This window comes from Levilactobacillus lindianensis, assembly GCF_003946095.1.
Classification (GTDB): Bacteria; Bacillota; Bacilli; order Lactobacillales; family Lactobacillaceae; genus Levilactobacillus; species Levilactobacillus lindianensis.
Genome location: NZ_RHOD01000001.1, coordinates 102,245 through 121,528 on the forward strand (window position 1 = coordinate 102,245; position 19,284 = coordinate 121,528).

Sequence of the window (19,284 nt, forward strand, 5' to 3'; positions counted from 1 at the left end):
CCTCTTCTGCCCAAAAAATAAAGCCCTTTTTTGTAAATTGTTTGTTTTTTCTTTACAATTCGAAGAAAACGCTGTCTTCTGCTTACTGCCTCACTTTCCTTCGGGTCATTTCTGCCGCAAATGTCCAACCAGTTGGTTCTTAAAATAGACCAATTTAGGTCGTGGAACGCTCCAGTTGGCCTTCAATCCGTAATAACTTTCAGACAAAACTGCTAACGACCATAAAGTTGCATAGTTTGATTCATTCCAGGGGGACACTTGAACATTTAAGATTGATCACAACACACAGTAAATTCATTTCAAACATTAGCTTGCTAATCCCCTATCTTAAGTTTTTACCATGGTATTTATCTACGATTTATCTACGATAATTTCAGTTGTATCTACCCAAAATGTTGATATAATAGGCGTTGTAGCATATTATACTTTGGAAATTTATCTACGATTTATCATTGAAGAAGAATACTATAGATGGCGAAACTTCCCGTTGAAAGCAATCAACTTGAATACAAAGAAACGGCGAAACATGGTCTGCCAAAAAGCATTTGGGAATCCGTCAGTGCCTTTGCCAATACAGAAGGCGGCAAAATAATTCTAGGTGTTTCCGAGGTTAAGAAAAATCAAAAATTCATTGTAGTTGGTGTATCAAATCCTAATAAACTTAAAATTGAATTTTTAAATTTACAAAGTGATAAAACTACAATTTCTCAGCCTGTGGTTGAAGCCGACAACATTAAAATTAAGTCAATAGAGGGAAAAGACATTGTCACCATTACAGTTCCAAAAGTCTCATACAAGAACCGTCCCGTCTACCTCAAAGGTAACATCAAAAAGTCTTTTTATCGTGATCATGAATCTGATCGCCAAGTTCCTGATAACCTACTCCGATACTTCCTGCGCGAATCAGATTCAACTGTTGACTCTGAAATAATTGCCAATTTTGATCTGAATGACCTGGACTTGGTCTCTTTACAAAACTATAAAGTCTTTCTTGCGCAACACAGCCAGAATAATGAATACTTGTCAAAAGACTTTCCAGAGTTTCTCCAAATGCTTGGCCTAATGCAGCGAGACCGAACCACTGAAAAAACAAAATGGCAATTAACTAAAGCCGCTCTACTATTGTTTGGAAAATACAATTCCATCACCGAAGTCTTTCCAAAATTCTTTTTAGATCTTGTTATCAAGAAGAATTCTTCTGATACCGACTATCTAGATCGTATTTATACTTCAAATGAAGCCCATCACCCACAGAATATCTACAGTTTTTTTGAACTGGCTTTTCAAAAAATTCAAAGTCAGTTAAATAACAAGTTCGAATTAGATGGCATTAATCGGAAAGATAGTGGTGAGGCATTATTGGCGGCTGTTCGCGAAGGCTTAGTCAATACTTTAATTCACGCCGACTATTCAGCCGATTCCCAAATTAAGATTTTTCTGTTTAAAGATTACGTAGAATTTAACAATCCAGGGGAAATGCGGGTTTCAAAAGAACGCTATGTATTAGGCGGCGATTCCCAGGCACGAAACCCCAAAATATTCACTATCTTTACCCGAGCTAAACTAGGTGAGCGCACCGGCAGTGGTGGTCATCGTATTTACCAAACTGCAGACAGATTGAAGCTACGGATCCCCGAAATCACCTCAACCATGGCTGATACACGTTTAATAATCTGGCTGATTCCGCTTTCAGAAACCGTACTTGAAAATATACCAGCTGAATGGCAATCTACTTACGAACGCATGACAAAATTACTTATTGCCTCATACTCGGAGCTTCAGGATCTATATAGAAACTCCTATGAGGGCCATAAAATTATAAATGGCATGGTTGACGCAAGCTTACTCGAAAAAACCGGTAGGAATAAGGGAACAAAGTATATCTTATCGCATAATGAGCCTGCAATTAGAATGTCGATGAACAAGCTTATTCAACAAGTCCAAACTAACTTTCTTAAATAGATCAAAGAACAGTTCCGTAAAATCATTTCGACTTTACGGAACTGTTCTTGTTTAAATCTAATTAATTTCGACTGTCCCGTTTTGACTATCTACGCTGACCGTCTTCGCTGGATCCTCCCCAACGGTGCCGATCTTGTGATGCCGGTCGTCCAACGTGAACCGCGCAGCCAGCGGTGGCCGAACCGTCCCCTCTTCGTTGCGCAGGTCAAAGTTGTAATCCTGGCCCGCAGGAATCTCCAGACTCACGCTACCGTTGCTTTGAACCTTAATATTGCCGGTAACCTCAGCACTGACCCGGCCATTCTTGGCGCGAATATCGCCATCACCGACAAGCCGCTTGACGCGGACACTCCCATTACGAGCGACCCCGGTCAACTGCCCCGTGATCCCATCCACCTTGATGGCACCATTACGAGAGTTCACATAGAGCTCACCGGCGTGGTCGTTGACCCGAATAGCCCCGTTGATTGAATCAATCGTTCCCTTACCCTTGGCTTGACGAACAGCGACGGCCCCATTGTCGGCTTGAACCCGGTAGGTCGTACTCGTTAAATCATCAATCTTGATGGCCCCATTGGTTGCGGTGAGATCCAAGCGATCAACACCGGCGTGAAAGACCCGGACACGGCCGTTCGTGGCGTGGGCGACCAGAAAAATGGAACTACGGAAATCACTCAGTTCCAGACTGCCATTGCCGGCTTCCACCGTGACGTGGCCCGTCAAAACAGCGGGCAATAGAATTTCTACGCGGATGTGTACGGGCCAGAGACGAGCCCGTTCTCCTTGGCGAATGGTGAGGGTGTCGCCGACACGAGTCGCCCGTAAGTGGAAACGGTCATTGTCGCGGCTCATGTACTCGTTAACCACGATATTCTCACCACTGGCCGCGCCGAGTTTAACGGCGGCATCCCGATAGTCGATCGCCACGTTGGCCAGATCGGTTACCGCAAAGGTCTGGGTGTTGACCAATTTTAGGGAGGTCACAATCGTTCGTTCTGGCTCCTGACCATTGACCGTCACGTGGTCGCCGTTAACGTCAATCAGACCATTGGCCACGGAAACATGGTCGCCATCCACCTGAACCAGACTGCCGAGATCGACCTTGTCCTTCTCGTTATCCACGAGCACGTGGTCGCCCCAGGTAACTTGGTCGTCGGTGATGTGAAGCTTGCCAACGTGAACACTGGACTGGGAGCTGTGCTTGGTCTGCGTCGTACTCTGCCGATTGTGGCCTTCGGTTTGACCGTCGCTGTCCTCGGCAACTTCTTTGAGGAGACTGTCGAGATCCCCAATTTGTTTGACCGCTTCTTCAATCGCCTTATCCGGCTCCATGCCGTCGTTGACCCGTTCGGAGACGGCTTCGGTCAAGTCGCCCACTAGTTCTTCCTTCAGTTCTGTTAACGCCCGCGATGGCTGGTAGTTGCTAAATAACTGGTCCAAACGTGTCCGAATTTCCATTGTAATATCGTCCATAATTAAGCCTCCTCGGTAAGCTTACCGGTAATTAAATCATCAATAATCGGTTTGGCAAACTGCCAAGCCGCCGTCTTCTCCGCCAGCATTTCAAGCCCCACCGACGTGACGTGATAGTACTTGCGCCGCGACCCCTGGGTCTCATCACCCCAATAATCAGTCAGCGCGCCATTCTTTTCGAGTCGACGAAAGACCGTGTACAGCGTGGCCTCATTGAGTTCATAGTGCCCATGGCTTAAGGATTTCACCCGTTTGGCCACCTGGTACCCATAACTATCCCCCTGTTGGAGAATGTTCAAAATAATCGTATCCGTATGGCCCCGAATGAGATCTTTGGAAATATTCTCAGCCATGCCGCCACTTCCTTTCTTTTGCTTGGATATAATGTATCACATACTACTGTGCGTGTCAAAGTAGTATGTGTCAAAAAATAAGAATTTGTTTGTCACGATTGCCTTAACTTTCATTTAAGGCGTGTTCCCCATGAAACCAGCATGGTACACTAAACACAGCAAATTTATTCAGGGGAGACTTTTTCAATGAAAACCTTTCGCAACATTCTAAGTTGGGTATTGCCCATCGTACTTGCCTTGGCGTTCGTTTTTGTGGTGCGCACCTACCTGTTAGAAGTCGTCAAGGTCTCGGGTGACTCGATGGAACCCAACCTAGTGAATGGTGAGGCCATGATTGTGACCAAGCCGACAGCGGTCAAACGACTCAGTGTCATCGTCTTCGACGCCTACGGGGAAGACCCCACGGCGGCCAAGAATACCAACTATGTCAAACGGGTCATCGGTATGCCTGGCGATCAAGTCGCCAGCAAGAATGGCTACATTTACATCAATAACCGCAAGCTTAAACAGAGCTTCATCAGCAAGTCCGAACGGGGCATCGGTACCGGAAACTGGACGCTAGCTGGTCTGGCTAAGCAACACAACTGGGCCTACCAGGGCAACACCGTTCCTCAGGGTCACTACTTCGTTCTTGGCGATCATCGGAGTGTCTCCGAGGACGGCCGAGCCTGGGGTTACGTCAACGCTAAGAAAATCATGGGCGTGGTTAAGGTGCCATTCTGGGAAGGCAGTTCGGAACACCGGGCTAACGTGAATAGTTTGGCCAGCTAGGTGATAGGTAAGTAAAGCCGAAGAAGTCCGCCTGCGGCTGACAGGGGTTACGCCTGCTGTGGGGAACGCCTACAGCCTGAGGGTCGGGCTTCCGGCTCGCTTCAAAGCCCTGCCAAAAAACGCGGGTCTTCGAAGTCGTCCCATGCTGTAAGACCGGGAAGACCCTAGCGCCCGGCCTAACACCATCGACACGGCTGGCTCCACCCCTGTCCTCCTCCGGCTATTGTGGTACTTAATTGCCACAACTGTTCGGGGCCAGGACCGTTACTTGGCTATTAGCCAAATTGCATTCACGAATCCCTTAATAATCTTCAATTATCAGATAACTAACAAGCCGTCAGCTCTTGCAATCTAGCAAGATGCTGGCGGCTTTTCATTTGTCACACTGATGACACTGGGGACCTTCACGATACATGACTTAGCTTAGCCTTGTCAGCAGAACTAGGCTTACTGACCCACCCGATAGCGTTTCAGGACATAACCTCCAGACCAGCCTGAAAGACCACAGACGTTGTCTCTACGGAAACTAATCATACTGATGCATTCTGCCATCTATCTTGTTTGAATGCCACCACCTAGCCGGAGGAGGCCAGGGATGGAGCCGGCCGTGGTGGTAGCGTTAGACCGAGTGACTTTCTCGGCCTTACGCTACGGGCGACTTTGAAGACTCGCGCTTTTAGCGAGGCTTCAAATCGAGCGAGAAGCCCAAGGGGCTGAAGCATCCCCACAGCAGGCGGAATCCCTGGCAGCCGCAGGCTGCTGTCTTAGCAGATCAAAAAAATCCCAAGACCATAGAGAATCATGTCTTGGGATTCAATTTCGAAGAGACTGTCCGAGCAAGCCTGCCTCTCAGGACAGGTCATCCCCGGAATGCCACGGCGACCCCTCACTGGAGGCCATTAACGTGACAAGGTTTAGCTAAACATGCGCTTAGTGGCCTTCAACAAGGTCTTCGGATCCTTGTCATAACGAGGCGTATCGACCAAGTTATCCATTGGAACCCCGGCAAAGTGGAACGCCGCGATTTCACCGGAACGGGTCGCACTCTGTTCCGTAAAGATCATCTGGTAAGGCTGTTCAACGAACTCACCGGTGAAAGCTAAGTTGGTTGAGTGCGCCGGAATAACCTCTGGCCGGTCGGTCTTCGCCCGGTTATTGAAGAGGGCTGAAGCGTATGGCATGTAGACCGGAATATTGTTGATAATGCTGTCGAGAATGGCGGGTTCCTTTTCCTTGATGTTGTTAGGACCTGGATCCACCTTGGACAACTGGCCAATCAGTTCCTGAGCCATTTCCTTACCCGTCATCTTGATGTACTGCTTGTGGACGAATTCACCCGTCCGGCGTGGATACAAGAAGTAACCCCAGATAACCGATTCATTAGGCTTCTGGCTGGTAAAGTGTGGCTGGTGGTGAACCACGATCGACATGTTAACATCCTTCTGCCCCAATGGCGTGATTGGCGTCGTGGACAGGAAGGAGTTCAACGCATTCCCTGGAACCTGAGTGGTAATCCGCGTAATTTCGTTCAACAGTAAGTGGTTCTTCGTGGTCAACGTGAAGCTGACCCATTCGGAATTCTTACGGTCGGCGAAGAACTTATCGGGTGTCCCCAAGTTGTAGAAACGTTCCGTGGCTTTCTTCCACAAGGCGGCACTGATCCCGTATTCCATATTTTCCCGAGCCGGTGTGTTGTAGTCCCCCATCGTGGCGGAATCCGTGATGGACCCGTTGGTGAAGATGACTGCCGTCTCATCGTCGATATCGACTAATTCCTCGGTCCCGTCTTCCACGTTCTTAACGTGGATGCCCGTTACCGTGATTTCATCTTGCATCGCACTGTCGGCGAACTCCCAATCCGTGACGATCCGGTTGGAAATAAATTTAACCCCTTCACCCTTGAGGTAGTTAATCAGAGGCAAGATCATACTTTCAAATTGGTTATAACGAGTCCGGTTAACCCCAACCAAGTGTTCAATTTGCGTAAATTCGTAAATCATTTGGTGCATGTAACGCCGGAGTTCTTGAACGGAACTCTCGATCCGAAAGGCGAACGTGGTTTCCCACATATACCAGAAGTTGGTTTGGAACATGTGTGGGTCATCCTTGAAGTATTCGGCGATCGTCATGTTATCCAACTTAGTTTCTTCGTCATCGGGCATCAGAACTAATTTCGATAACAGCGCCCGGTCCTTGTTGTTCAGACCCAACTTGCCACCATCGATGATCCCCTTGCCGCCTTGCATCAACCGTGCCTTGTCAAAAGTCCGGTGGTGCGCATCGAAGTCACGGGTATCCTCTGCGGCCGTCATTCCTTCCTCAGTTGCGGAAGGAATCCGATCTAGCAAGTCCATCAAATCAACGTAGGTCCGGTAGTTCAGCATCCGGCCACCCCGGGCAACGTAACCCGTCTGGTTGTCGAGTGGGTGTTCCTTGTTCCAGTATTCATCACTGAATTCTTCGGTCGTCCCACCATCGTTGGCACCGTGCATATCTGCCCCATAAAAGGTGATATTGTCACCACGCCAATGGCCTTCTTGAATCAGGTAAACCGCCGCGGCCATATTAGATAAACCCGCACCGATCATTACTGCTTTTGTTTTAACCATCAAAAACACCTCCGTAGATTCTTTTTGCCTTTTACAACCTCATTATGCTTGCTTTGTCATGTATTGTAAAGCGTTTACATGACGGTTTTATAAAAAAGTCCAGATCGTTACGGATCCTTAATACACCGGTGATTGCGACACGTCGTGTTCCATTTATAGGGGCCAAATATCACCCAAATCTGCGTCGCAAAAACGGTCGAAACGGTTTACCAAAAAGAGTGCCAAAAAGGGCGATTAGTCAATGAGCATTATCGGGGTTAAGCGGAGTTGACTGCCTTTTTTGGCACATTTCAGCAATATAAACTCAACCGTCCACAAAAAAAGCCGAGACAACTGTCTCGACTTTTAGGCTATTAGTAGGAGGTAACGGTTAGTCAGCTGCCATGAACTTGCCGGCGGTCAACTTGGAAGCTAAAACCCAGCCCTTCGTCTTTCCGCTAGTAACGTAGAGGTACTTGACGTTCTTCTTAGATTTCTTAATCGACATCTTCTTCGTTGCGTAGAAAGTCTTGCTTTCTGGCAACTTGCCCTTCAATTTCAACGTTACCTTTGATTTGTCGGCAGCGAATTTGCCCGTGTAGAAGGCTGGACGAGCGTTCTTGAAGTGGTAAGCACTCTTCTTAATCTTCTTGGCACTGACCAAGGTGTAGGTATTGGACTTGTGAACCCCATCGGCCGCCATGAATTTGCCAGCGGTTAACTTGGAAAGGGCAACCCAACCCTTAACCTTGCCGTTGGCCGTCTTGATGTAGCCATAGCTGACCTTCTTGCCCTTGGCGTTCTTAATCACAATCTTCTTGCTGGCAGTGTAGGTGACGCCAGACTTCAGCGTGCCCTTCTTAGCCATCTTCACCTTGGACTTGTCAGCAGCAAATGCGGCACTATAAAGGGCTGGCTTACCGGATTTAACGTGGTAAACAGCTTTCTTTAAAGCTGCACTACTCAATAAGGTATAGCTGACTTTCTTAGCGGCTGGTTTGGCAGCGGCAAATGCAGTCACAGAACTACTTACGGGAGCAATAGCCCCGACCCCTAATGGTAATACCATGGCTGCTGCCGCTGCGATCATTGCAACTTTCTTCATCATAACAATTACCCCCCGAATAATTTTGAACTCATCTCTGAATTCACGGGTATCATATCACGCTCCCCTGAGAGACGGAACTAACGACGCTTAAAAAACGCTCGAAAACGTTGCTAAATATGAGATTAGCGGTAAATTAACGCAACTTACTCTTAGGGCCTTATTCGTGTCAAATCGAAAAAATCGTGACCGCCAAATTAATAGCGATCACGACTACTTGTCATTCTACTGATTTAATGGGTTTTAGAGTTTGAGACTACTGGCGATCAAGTCTCCGGGCGGTTGCTCAGAGGGCTGGAACGTTGTGGCCACGATTGAACCCTCTGAGCAACCACCCTCCAGCAGAGATCCAGCATTACCGGAACGTTGCGTTGCATTGATCAGTTGAGGAAGTCCAGCACCAATCTGCTAGCACCAGTGACCGACTAACATCTGCCATCAACACCACCGTTCATACTCGAACATGCTGTTACCAACAACACACAATCCCAGCTGGAGGAAACCAGACAGAACCCCCGTGTCGGTAATCTTAGCCGAGGTTTTTTCTCGGCTTAGACCACGGCCAACTTTGAACCTCGTGATTTTCGAGGTTCAAGGTTGCCCTGAAGACCGAACTTTGGCTTCAAGTCTACCTCATGGGGGTTCTGTCTGGTTGCCGCAGGCGACACTCTCAAAACAAATTAAAGTTATTTTTGTTGGCTAACCTTCGTAACGGCCTTGGCAATGAGTGACGTGTAGTGCCGGTTTCCACGGTTATTCGGGTGCACGTGGTCACTGACGAACCACTTATCTTTGCCCTTAGCCGTGCTGTACCAATCGACGATGTGGACGTTCTTGTAAGCATCCGCCGTCTTTTGAATCCGCCGGTTAACCGAGTTCTGCCACTCCCGCGTTGGGACGTGTGCCGTGACCCAGAAGATCTCGTGATTGGGCCCAATGGCTTCGACGATATCCTTGGCTTGTTCCGGCGTGATGTAGCCGTTCGTTCCGATATTAACCAGAACATTCTTCGCCAGTTGTCCCTGTTGGCCGAGACTAGTCACAACGTCTTTCACATCAGCCGCTTGGCGCCCAACTTTACCATCCACGATGGCCCCAGGGAAGACCTTCTGTAGGTCACCCGAGTCGTCCAAAAGAACAGAATCCCCGATCGCCGTTAATGGCGTTTGCTTGCTGGTGACCACCTCTTCTGGCGTGAGACCATAAGTCTTTGCGGTATCTTGATCCGTCTTGGACAGCTTCGAGAAGGCCACGGCCTTGTCATGCTTCCGTTTGGAGGCTTCCTTGGCCAACGCCTTCTGCTTCTTAGCGGCTTCGGTATTCTTCTTCTTAGCCGCCGCTTGCCGTTGGGTGATGGTCTGTTGCAGAGCCGTAGGCTTAGCCGCCGCGGGCTGTTGCATGAAGCCAACTGCCGTCAACCCAAAGAGTACGGCGCCGATGACGCCAAGGCTGCTGGCCAACCGATGTGCGTCTGGCTGTTTGAAAAACGCCACAACGTCGTGGGTGAACCGACCATAATGGTAGTGCCGCAGTGGCCGTTCGATCCAGCGATAGCTGAGTTCTGTGGCGACCATGATTAACGCCACCTCGACTAAGGCATTGAACAGCGGATGATTTCCAATATTGACGCGAGATTCGTAGAAAATCATCACTGGAAATTGATACAGATAGATCCCATAACTTCGTTGTCCCACATAACTAAAAACCGGATTCGATAAAATTCGATTCATATCACTACCGGGGTGAGCAACCGTTCCGACCAGAATTCCAGAGAGGACGGTGAACCAGAACATGCCCCCACGATAAGTGCTAGCCGCTTGCCCGTTCATGTTAAAGAACAGGTAAATCAGGGCCAATAATGACGCCCCACCGAGGCCATCCATGACTAATCGATGGGCCCGGGTAACATCCGCACTGAGCCGATGAGCCGGCCAGACAAAGGCCATGGCCGCACCGATTAAGATGGCAAACATCCGTGTGTCCGTGCCGTAGTAAACCCGGTTGGTATTCTGTGGATTATAAAGTAACGCCATCGCTACAGCAGAAGCTACCGCCGCGGCCAACAAGATCACCAATGCCCGGCCCTGCTTCTTTACAAATAGGAGCAACGCGAGAACGACTAACGGCCAGACGAGGTAGAACTGACCTTCGATGGATAGCGACCACAAGTGGGTAAACGGTGACTCCCCACTGAAGCGATCAAAGTACGATTGGCCATGATTGATTTCAAACCAGTTATAGCCGTAAATGAGATTGGTCAAGACCGTCCTACGAATGTTGACCAGCAACTCCCGTTGAAACAAGGTAATGTAGGCCGTCGTGGCCAAAATCATGGTGACTAGTGCCGGATACAGACGTTTCAAGCGCCGCCCGTAGAACCCCCAGATATCAATAGTGTGGGTCCGATCCCACTCTTGAATAAGCAGGTAAGTAATCAGATATCCCGAAACCACGAAAAAGATCGGAACCCCCAAGTACCCCCCTTGAAGTGTCGATGGTGCTAAGTGATAAATGATAACGCCTAGAACGGCTAAGGTTCGAATACCGTCGAACCCCGTTATGTAACGTTTTTTCCCCATGCGTTGCGTCCGAAAGTCGGAACGCGTTAGCCGCGAGTTCAATTGATCCATAAAATTACTCCTTTTCTCTCTGATGCTTTGTAGAGATCCCCCAAATTAATCAATTAATTATTAATTTTTAGTCGTTTATATTTAAGGTGTAGATAATAGAGGCAACGACAAAGAAAATCGGCTTAAATATTGTTCCGCCGGGTGATCGTTAACCCCATCTAAGTAGCTTCATTTTATAATGTTTTCCATTAAGAAACAACGCTTTTACTCGAAATTTCAAATTTGTAAAATTTGACACTCAGCCGACACATCCTACGGCAAAAATTCTCGGTAATTCGGGGGATCTTGCCACATGTTTGTTAGTTCAATAACCATTCACAAACGCTAACCGTGAAATCATTTCCGGCTAATCCTCCCACCCCTTACGCCACCCTAACTCATGGTATACTGAAATCATATCAACTGAATTGATCGCTTTGACCCGCCTACGGTGGTCAGCAATATCAGCTGAACAATGACCAACTTTCCATACTGTTGTCGTTCAGCCGAAGGCACCTGGTTTCCGCAGGCGGGATCATTCTAATACAACTTTATAGGAGGAATTTCCATGACCCAACAGCCATTTACCCCCGTTACCGTCCGCCAGTACCCCAAAGTCGACCTGCACTGTCACCTTGAAGGCTCACTCTCCCTCGGTGCCTTGCGGGAAATGGCCGCAGTGACAGATACGCCGCTTCCCGTGGGTGACCGAGCCTTGCACGACCTACTCATCGCCACCGCCACGAATCCCGAGACTACCGACTATTTAAAGCGCTTTCAACCGGTTATCGACCTGATGCAGACCGCTAAGCAACTCGAAATTGCCGGTGCGGACATCGTGCGAACCGCCGCAGCCGATGGTCTCATCTACATGGAGACGCGATTCACACCGACCCTTTACACCCAGGGTGACCTGAACCTAGGCACGGCCATTGCGGCACTCCTTCGGGGACTTCATGCTGGAACCAAGACTTACGGCGTGCCGGTCAACGCCATTGTCTGTGGCCGCCGCGAAGGGGCGTTAGCGGAACTCACCACCGTCTTTGAAACGGCCGCTAAGTTTACCGATCAAGGCGTCGTGGGCTTGGACCTCGTCGGCGATGAGGCCGAGTACCCCACGATCGACCTTGCCGATGCCATCCGTGCCGCACACGCCACCGGTCTACCCATTGCCCTACACGCCGGGGAAACGGCGCCCGTCGACAACGTCGTGGTGGCGATGACCTTACAAGTCGAGCGAATCGGTCACGGCCAGCGACTCAATGGCTTCCCGGCCGCCATGGCACGGGATAAACGGACCGGGACCACGCTGGAGACTTGCCTCACCAGTAGTCACCGATCGGTTGACCTTCCCGATTATCCCAACTTGCCACTCCAGGACTTTCTCGATGCCGGACTGAAGGTCACCGTTAATACCAATCATCGGACGATTGCCGACGTCAATTTGACCGACGAAATCCTAGCGTTGCATGATCACAGCGATTTAGATTGGGATCAATTAGCCCAGCTGACTCACAATGCCATCGACGGGGCCTTCCTGAAGGATGCGGATAAGACCGTACTTCACGCTAAAGTACCCGTGATCGCTTAACTTTATCACCAGGTCCCGACCCTAACCGTCGGGCCTTTTTCTTTGCTACCAAAAGGTGATGACTTGCCAGTGACCTCTTTCTTAGTTAAAGTAATCTTTATCAAGGAGGCTTTGCCATGTCCCAAACTTATCCTTATCAAGACGCCTTCAATCGCGTGCTCCACGAACGATCCATGGCGCAGGCCACGTTCGAGGAGTACAACGCCACGTTGGCAGACTTCTTCAAGTACCTCGAAAACTTCAATCCGACTTATCAACGTGAACATCGTGTCAATCAACTCCAAACCGCCGATGTCCAACAATACCTCGCCATGCTGGTCGATCAACGCGAGATTCAAAATCAGACCTATAACAAGGTGCTATCCCACCTCAACGTCTACTTCAAATTTCTCTTCTCCCACCGGTGGACACCTTATCTACCAACTCTGGATCTCAAAAGTAAGCCCAAACAAGCTGCTCGCCCCCTAAATTTCCGATGGGTCGATCACCTCGATGACTTACTGGCAGACCAACGCCTCCACGTCTATACCCGCCTGACGCTTCTGCTAATCGCCCACGGTTATCCGGTTCAGGCCTTCCTACGTCCCGGCTTTACCGCCGATCTCGATACGCGGTCTTGGTCCCCGGCGGCGCAGACCTTCTTGACTGAGCTCCGTGAATTTATCACTCCCCTCCAGGCGCGCTTCCGGTCGTCCGACTGGTTTCTCAAGCAACGGGCCTCAACCGACCCCCACCTGACACTTCCGGGACTCCATAAATATCTAAAGCCCGACGAGGCTCTCACTGGCTTTTCCCTCGGCCCAGCCGGCCTGTACCAAGGTTACTTAGTTAACTATCTCCGTCGCCATCCCCAGAAGTCCGATCGCGAGGTCATTGCGGCCCTGCACCTCGCACCAGATGCCATCGACTACTATCGTCGTTTAGCGCAACGGGCAGACTAAGCATTGCCACTTCACGTTGAACCCCCTATACTATGTAGGTGAGATAACTAATTGGGGGAATTAGACATGAAGAAACACTGGGGTATCCTGGGAAGTCTGGTCGCACTACTCGTCGTTCTGATCGGGGTCGTCGTCTGGCAACAAAGCCAACCGGCCAAACAATCGGCAACACCCGCTAAGGAAAGTCGCCGCAAGGAAGCCGACGTCAAACGCACTGTGGCCAAGCAACCCAAGGCTAAGCCATGGGTTAAATTGAAAAAACCGTTGAAGTTACCAATCCTGATGTACCACAGCATTTCTAGTGGCAATTCACTGCGGGTGCCCGCGCGACAATTTCAACAGGAGATGGCCTATCTACAACGTCATCACTACCACACCCTGACCGCCGACGAAGCGGTTCGCGCGCTCACCACCAATACCGTGCCCCAGAAGAAGGTCGTCTGGGTCACCCTCGACGACGCCTACAAGGACAACCTGACGCACGGCCTGCCCGCCTTGGAACAGGCCAAGGTCCACGCCACCATCAACGCCATCACCGGGTTCACTCACAAGTCCAATCACCTGACGCTCTCGGAGATGAAACAAATGAAGGCTACCGGACGCGTTGATTTTGCCAGCCACACCGTCCAACACCTGGATTTAAACGAAATCACCGCCGCCCAGCAAAAGACTGAGCTGGTCAATTCCAAAAAGTGGCTGGACGCCAAACTGAATCAGAAGATCCAGGTTCTCTGTTACCCCGCCGGTCGAGCCGACAGGACGACCCACCGGTTAGCCAAGAAAGCCGGGTACAGTATTGCGCTGACCACACAGGAAGGCATGGCTCAAATGAGTCAGGGTCGCTACAACCTGTCGCGGTTACGGGTCATTCCGGGGATGTCGACCGCTACCTTTGCGAGTCTGATCGCGGTGAATAATCGATAAGAATCTGCGCATGGTGAAAGCGTTTCCTATTGTGTCCTGCTGGGACTCGGCGTACAATAAGAGTAAGCAGATAGACACAAGGAGGTCTTCACCATGGGGAGCGTTGTGACATTAGCAACCTGGTCATTCATGCTGGTTTTAATCGGTGCCGAGATTATTCGGGGAATCTTTATGTTTAAGGGTTAACATTTAAAATAAGTCATTTATGTTGGTCGCACAAAAACGCAGTCTAGCGCTGGTTTTTATGTGGCCTTTTTCGATCACAACCAACACTAGTTCCGCCAAATGTGTGTTGACAGCGCTTCACCCGACACCTAAAATTAAAGGCATATCGGGAGTATTTCAAGGAGGAGTCATCATGAAAAAATTTAGAATTGGCCTCATCACCGGGTTAGCGATCTTCGCCCTCTTCGGTGGGGTCATTGGCACGAACTTACCGGGGAATCAAGCCACGGCCTACGCTAAGACCACCAAAAAGGTCAAGAAAGCCAAGAAGCCACGCTGGGAACGGCCATCTGAAAACAAGCCTTACCCTAATCTGAAAGTACATAAGCACGTTTACCTCCAAGTTTCCCTCAAGAAACAACGGGTTTACGTCATGAGCAAGCATCACAAGGTACTCTACACCATGATCTGTTCGACGGGGAAGAAATCAACGCCCACCCCTAAGGGAACCTTCCACATTCAAAATCGGGGAAAGCACTTCGTCGGCGCCAACTACTGGACCTCATTCAAGGGCTGGGGGATCTACATGTTCCACTCTGTAGTCATCAACAGCCACGGCCACTACATCAAGAGTGAAGCCAAGAAGTTGGGCCACCGAGCTAGCCATGGCTGCATTCGGATGCCAATTCCCGATGCGCACTGGATCAACAGCCACATTCCAGCTAAGACCAAAGTTATTATTAAATAGTTGTTTTTCATGATTAAGGGGCGAGACCTTTGTGTCTTGCCTCTTTTTGATTGGGTTAGCTATTTGAACGTTGCGATAAAAGGCCGCCTGCGGCTGCCGGGGATTGCGCCTGCTGTGGGGACGCTTCAGCCCCTTGGGCTTCTCGCTCGATTTGAAGCCCCGCCAAGAACGCGAGTCTTCAAAGTGTACTGTAAGGCCGAGAAAAACACTCGGTCTAACAGTACCACCACGGCCGGCTCCATCCCTGGCCTCCTCCGGCTTTGGTCCATCTTTCAGTTAACCTAAGAATAACTTTTCAGGTCTATCCACCAAAATCCAAGGATAACTACTATCTCGCCTAACGTAATTAAGAAAAATAAACCCATTCGAAACTTTATAAATGCCAACCTTATTAGTTTGACTTAACTGAATTTGTTTAATGAACATAATATCCCCTCCTTTTCTTATAGTTAATATAGCACGTAAAAATGGGGCGGCATATTGGCCGCCTTGACTGACGTATTCACCGGCTGTACTCTGGCCGAGAACGGCCACTTAATCGCTACTCACCTATCACTGTAAAAGGAAGTACGTTACACTAGAAATAATTGTTTCTCCTCAGATCACACTCAGAAAGGAATTCACCCGCATGTTGTTAGTCGCTTTCTTCTGTACCCTGTCCGCCTTTATTATGGCGATCATGGGTATCGTTCAACGCCGTCAACACCTCCGCCTACTGGCTGGGGTCTACGTCGTCTACTACCTGATCGCTCTGGTCGCCGTGTTCGTCGTCCTGCCGAGCAAGGCCCTCTTTAGCCTGATTATTTTAAATGTCATCAGTGGGGTCTGCTATCTACCATTCCTGGCCTTCAGCAGTCCTGACGTCGTCATTGAGGCCGGTGAGAACCGACCACATGTCCGGAGCCGTAATCGTGGTTTAAACATCGCAGCCGGCATTCTAGGGCTTCTCTTCTTGACTAGTCTTTTCGGGGCCGCGCAGACCAAGTTCGGCGTCAAACCCGTCTACAATTCCCTCAAGATTAAGACGATGAAGACCGCGCCGCTCCTGGATAAGGACGCCACGCCCATCGCCATTGCCCCCAAGACCGTCCGCAACAAGATGAACAAGGCCATGAGTGCCGTGCCCAATACATCCTATTACAAGCTGGGCGCGCTTCAGACCCAGGTCGTGAAGGGTAAGACCGTCTACATCGCCCCCGTTGAATTTGATGGTTTCTGGCGTTGGCAACGGGCGAAGAAGAGTCCCGGCTACTTCATGATTGACGCCACCAACGTCAATGCGGAACCACACTTCATCAAGCAACCCATGAAGTACACGCCGAGTGCCTACCTCTTTGACGACGCCCAACGAGTCATCTACAACCGTTTCCCAAGCTGGGTGCAGGAAGGTCAACCCCAACTGGAAATCAAAGACAACGGAGAACCTTACTTCATCCAAACCGTTTACAAGGCCCGCGGCGTCTCCAGTCGAATCAACTACAAGAGTCTCCACGTCGCGGTCCTAAACGCTAAGACCGGGGAGACCAAGCTCTACTCGGCTGCCGGGGCACCGAAATTTATCAACGAGTCGATTGCCTCCTCGACTGCCGCCGAGATGAATGAGATCTTCGGCTGGTACGGCAATGGGTTCTTCAACGCTCATTTCAACAAGACCGGCGTCAAGGATCCTAACAGTAACGGGACCGAAGATGGCGTTACTCCCGTCGTTGACAAGCACGGGAACATTTCGTATTTCAACGACTTCACCTCGCCGAAGACTGGGGCCGACTCAACCATGGGTTACTCCATGATTAACGCCCGAACTGGGACGCTGACTTACTATACCGGTAAGAATATCGGCGTCATGGATAGTGACGGGGCCAAGAAGATTGCCGAGAAGGAATACGTCGCCCAGAAATGGTCGGCCACGATGCCGATCATGTACAACATCGACGGCACCCCGACCTGGGTCGTCTCCCTCTTAGACTCCACCGGGGCCTTCCGGAGCTACGCCTACATCAAGGCAGCCGACCAAAGTGTGAAGGCTTACGCGACCACGGCCACCCAGGCTCTGGACCAGTACCGCGTTCAGCTGGCCTCCTCTGGATCGACGGCCAGTTCCACCACAAATTCCAAGACCACCAAGGTTAGCGGCACCGTCGAACGGGTCGTGGTCATCCCCAACGGCGACACCCAGAACGTGCTCTTCGCCTTGAAGGGACAAGACACCCTCTGGACCATCGGCACCGCCGACTACCCCAAAGCCGTCCTGATGACCACTGGTGATCAAGTGAAGATCACCGGTCGCGTCAATGAAAGTGCCAAGACCGGGACCGTTGAGGCTTATGTGAACCGGACGTTTAAGTAAACAATTTCAACCAATTATGAAGGACTAAATGAAACGACTATCTGAGCCTGATGAGCTCTGATAGTCGTTTCTTATTAAACAGATAATATCGAAAACTTTATTGAGCACGTTCTACGGCATCGAACCTCAAAGGTGCTAGGATTACTCCGAGTTGATTAGATTTGTCCCCCAACGTGTCCTTAACCCCAACCGTAGATGCTAAAGTCAAAGCTCGTGCCAGTGAAGTTGCTGCTAGTAACGGCCTAAATTTAACCGACGTTATCACACTGTTTTTGCAAGAAGTCTGTCAAACTGGAAAGCTACCATTTACATCATCCACAACCGACTTCCCCGATATTTGGAACGACGATCCTCAGGCAATCGCAACGTTCAATAAAAAATTAGGAATTGCCAACGATCACCATGATTTTGGTATAGAACAGCCTTAATTAAGACTAAGAAGCGGACAGTTTGAATTGCTGTCCGCTTCTTTATTCATCTTCAATTCAGTCGATTACCGTGTGAAATTCGTGTCATCCGCCGCTAGTGGTCCCACCAATTCATGAGGCCGATAAGGTTCCTCCAGATAGGCAATATCTTCGGCGGATAATGTCAGATCCAACGCCTTCACAGCGTCTTGGAGATGACTAGACTTAGTCGCTCCGATGATCGGCGCCGTGACGGTTGGCTTCTGTAAGAGCCAGGCCAAAGCAACCTGAACCCGGTCGACACCATACTTCTGGGCGATCTCACCGACACGCGCAATGATGGGCATATCTAAGTCTTTGCTGTCATTGTACTTTTCGCGGGCCACCTTATCCGTGGCATAGCGCTTGGTTTCGCCAGCCCAATCACGGGTCAACCGACCCGAAGCCAGAGGACTATACGGCGTCACAGCGATACCTTGATCGGCACACAGTGGCAACATCTCCCGTTCCTCCTCACGATAGAGCAGGTTCAGGTGATTTTGCATTGACACAAACTTGGTCCACCCGTGTTGTTCGGCGACGGCTTGGGCCTTTTCAAATTGCCAAGCAAACATGGCCGAGGCCCCGATATAACGGGCCTTCCCCGACTTAACGACATCGTTCAAGGCTTCCATGGTCTCTTCGATTGGCGTGGTGTAATCCCACCGATGAATGATATAGAGGTCAACGTAGTCCGTTTGAAGGCGTTCCAGACTCTGGTCAATTTGTGACAAAATCGCCTTACGCGAGAGTCCCGCTAAGTTGGGCCCTTGCGTTGGCGTGAAGAAGACCTTTGTGGCCAAGACAATCTTGTCGCGGTCGGCCAACTTATTCAGGGCGTGCCCGACGAATCGTTCGCTGTCCCCATGGGAATAAATATTGGCCGTATCAAAAAAGTTAATCCCGAGATCCAAAGCTTCCTTGATGACCGCTTCACTCGGTTCCTCACCAATCGCCCAGGGAAACATCCCCGTGGATGCGTTACCGAAGCCCATCGTTCCCAAACACAAGCGAGAAACGTCGAGTCCAGTATGACCTAATTTCGTATATTGCATCTGTTTCAGCTTCCTTTAATCAATTTTGTGAATGACGGTCAACCCACCCTGATTAACCAAGGTATCGCCCGTCAAAACCGTCGCATCGGCCATCGTGATCAGCGACTGCGATTCGGTCTGATAGATTTGAAAGGCGGGTGTCTGACAATGGGCCTTAAAGGCCGCCAGATCTTGAAAGACTTCAAAAAGCATCCAACGCGTCGGAT

14 protein-coding genes and 1 pseudogene are annotated in these 19,284 nt (G+C 49.8%); 8 read left to right on the forward strand and 7 right to left on the reverse strand.

All coding sequences use genetic code 11. From position 1 onward, the window contains the following. Positions 1–471 precede the first annotated feature (471 nt). Positions 472–1,962: an RNA-binding domain-containing protein gene (locus tag EKM70_RS00450; protein ID WP_125544226.1), complete on the forward strand. Its 1,491-nt coding sequence runs from the start codon at positions 472–474 to the stop codon at positions 1,960–1,962. A gap of 57 nt (positions 1,963–2,019) precedes the next feature. Here EKM70_RS00450 and EKM70_RS00455 read toward each other — a convergent pair whose 3' ends face one another. Together EKM70_RS00455 and EKM70_RS00460 are read right to left on the reverse strand one after the other, a co-directional pair. Beyond that, the gene (locus EKM70_RS00455; RefSeq protein ID WP_125544228.1) at positions 2,020–3,435 is read right to left on the reverse strand and encodes a DUF4097 family beta strand repeat-containing protein; all 1,416 of its coding nucleotides are present in this window, start codon (positions 3,433–3,435) and stop codon (positions 2,020–2,022) included. 2 nt (positions 3,436–3,437) lie between these two features. After that, positions 3,438–3,788: a PadR family transcriptional regulator gene (locus tag EKM70_RS00460; RefSeq protein ID WP_125544230.1), complete on the reverse strand. Its 351-nt coding sequence runs from the start codon at positions 3,786–3,788 to the stop codon at positions 3,438–3,440. Between the two features lie 186 nt (positions 3,789–3,974). Between EKM70_RS00460 and lepB the strand changes: the two genes are divergently transcribed. Next, a complete protein-coding gene (gene lepB, locus EKM70_RS00465; protein WP_125544232.1) occupies positions 3,975–4,559 on the forward strand; it encodes a signal peptidase I in 585 nt (194 codons plus the stop codon). Between the two features lie 914 nt (positions 4,560–5,473). Here the strand turns inward: lepB and EKM70_RS00470 are convergent. From EKM70_RS00470 to EKM70_RS00480, 3 genes are all read right to left on the reverse strand, one after another. Then, positions 5,474–7,168, reverse strand: coding sequence for an oleate hydratase (locus tag EKM70_RS00470; protein ID WP_125544234.1), 1,695 nt, complete (start codon positions 7,166–7,168; stop codon positions 5,474–5,476). Between the two features lie 370 nt (positions 7,169–7,538). After that, entirely contained in the window at positions 7,539–8,255 is a 717-nt protein-coding gene (locus tag EKM70_RS00475) for a hypothetical protein (protein WP_125544236.1), read from the reverse strand. A gap of 683 nt (positions 8,256–8,938) precedes the next feature. Further along, positions 8,939–10,882, reverse strand: a complete 1,944-nt coding sequence (locus EKM70_RS00480; protein WP_125544238.1) for an acyltransferase family protein — start codon at positions 10,880–10,882, stop codon at positions 8,939–8,941. 547 nt (positions 10,883–11,429) lie between these two features. On the opposite strand from EKM70_RS00480, the gene add reads away from it, so the two are divergent. From add to EKM70_RS00510, 6 genes are all read left to right on the forward strand, one after another. Continuing rightward, entirely contained in the window at positions 11,430–12,452 is a 1,023-nt protein-coding gene (add, locus tag EKM70_RS00485; RefSeq protein WP_125544240.1) for an adenosine deaminase, read from the forward strand. Positions 12,453–12,568: 116 nt separating this feature from the next. Continuing rightward, positions 12,569–13,393 (forward strand): site-specific integrase, encoded by an 825-nt coding sequence (locus EKM70_RS00490; RefSeq protein ID WP_125544242.1) that lies wholly within the window; start codon positions 12,569–12,571, stop codon positions 13,391–13,393. A gap of 66 nt (positions 13,394–13,459) precedes the next feature. Continuing rightward, complete coding sequence (locus tag EKM70_RS00495; RefSeq protein WP_125544244.1) at positions 13,460–14,317, forward strand: polysaccharide deacetylase family protein; 858 nt, start codon at positions 13,460–13,462, stop codon at positions 14,315–14,317. A 358-nt stretch (positions 14,318–14,675) separates the two neighbouring features. Beyond that, the gene (locus tag EKM70_RS00500; protein WP_125544246.1) at positions 14,676–15,230 is read left to right on the forward strand and encodes a L,D-transpeptidase; all 555 of its coding nucleotides are present in this window, start codon (positions 14,676–14,678) and stop codon (positions 15,228–15,230) included. Between the two features lie 628 nt (positions 15,231–15,858). After that, positions 15,859–17,577: a hypothetical protein gene (locus tag EKM70_RS00505; protein ID WP_125544248.1), complete on the forward strand. Its 1,719-nt coding sequence runs from the start codon at positions 15,859–15,861 to the stop codon at positions 17,575–17,577. 173 nt (positions 17,578–17,750) lie between these two features. Next, a complete protein-coding gene (locus tag EKM70_RS00510) occupies positions 17,751–18,005 on the forward strand; it encodes a type II toxin-antitoxin system RelB/DinJ family antitoxin (RefSeq protein ID WP_164506283.1) in 255 nt (84 codons plus the stop codon). A 65-nt stretch (positions 18,006–18,070) separates the two neighbouring features. Here the strand turns inward: EKM70_RS00510 and EKM70_RS00515 are convergent, their stop codons facing one another. Next, complete coding sequence (locus EKM70_RS00515; RefSeq protein ID WP_125544252.1) at positions 18,071–19,078, reverse strand: aldo/keto reductase; 1,008 nt, start codon at positions 19,076–19,078, stop codon at positions 18,071–18,073. A gap of 15 nt (positions 19,079–19,093) precedes the next feature. Then, positions 19,094–19,279: pseudogene (locus EKM70_RS00520) on the reverse strand (putative quinol monooxygenase); the annotation flags it as partial. Positions 19,280–19,284: the final 5 nt, after the last annotated feature.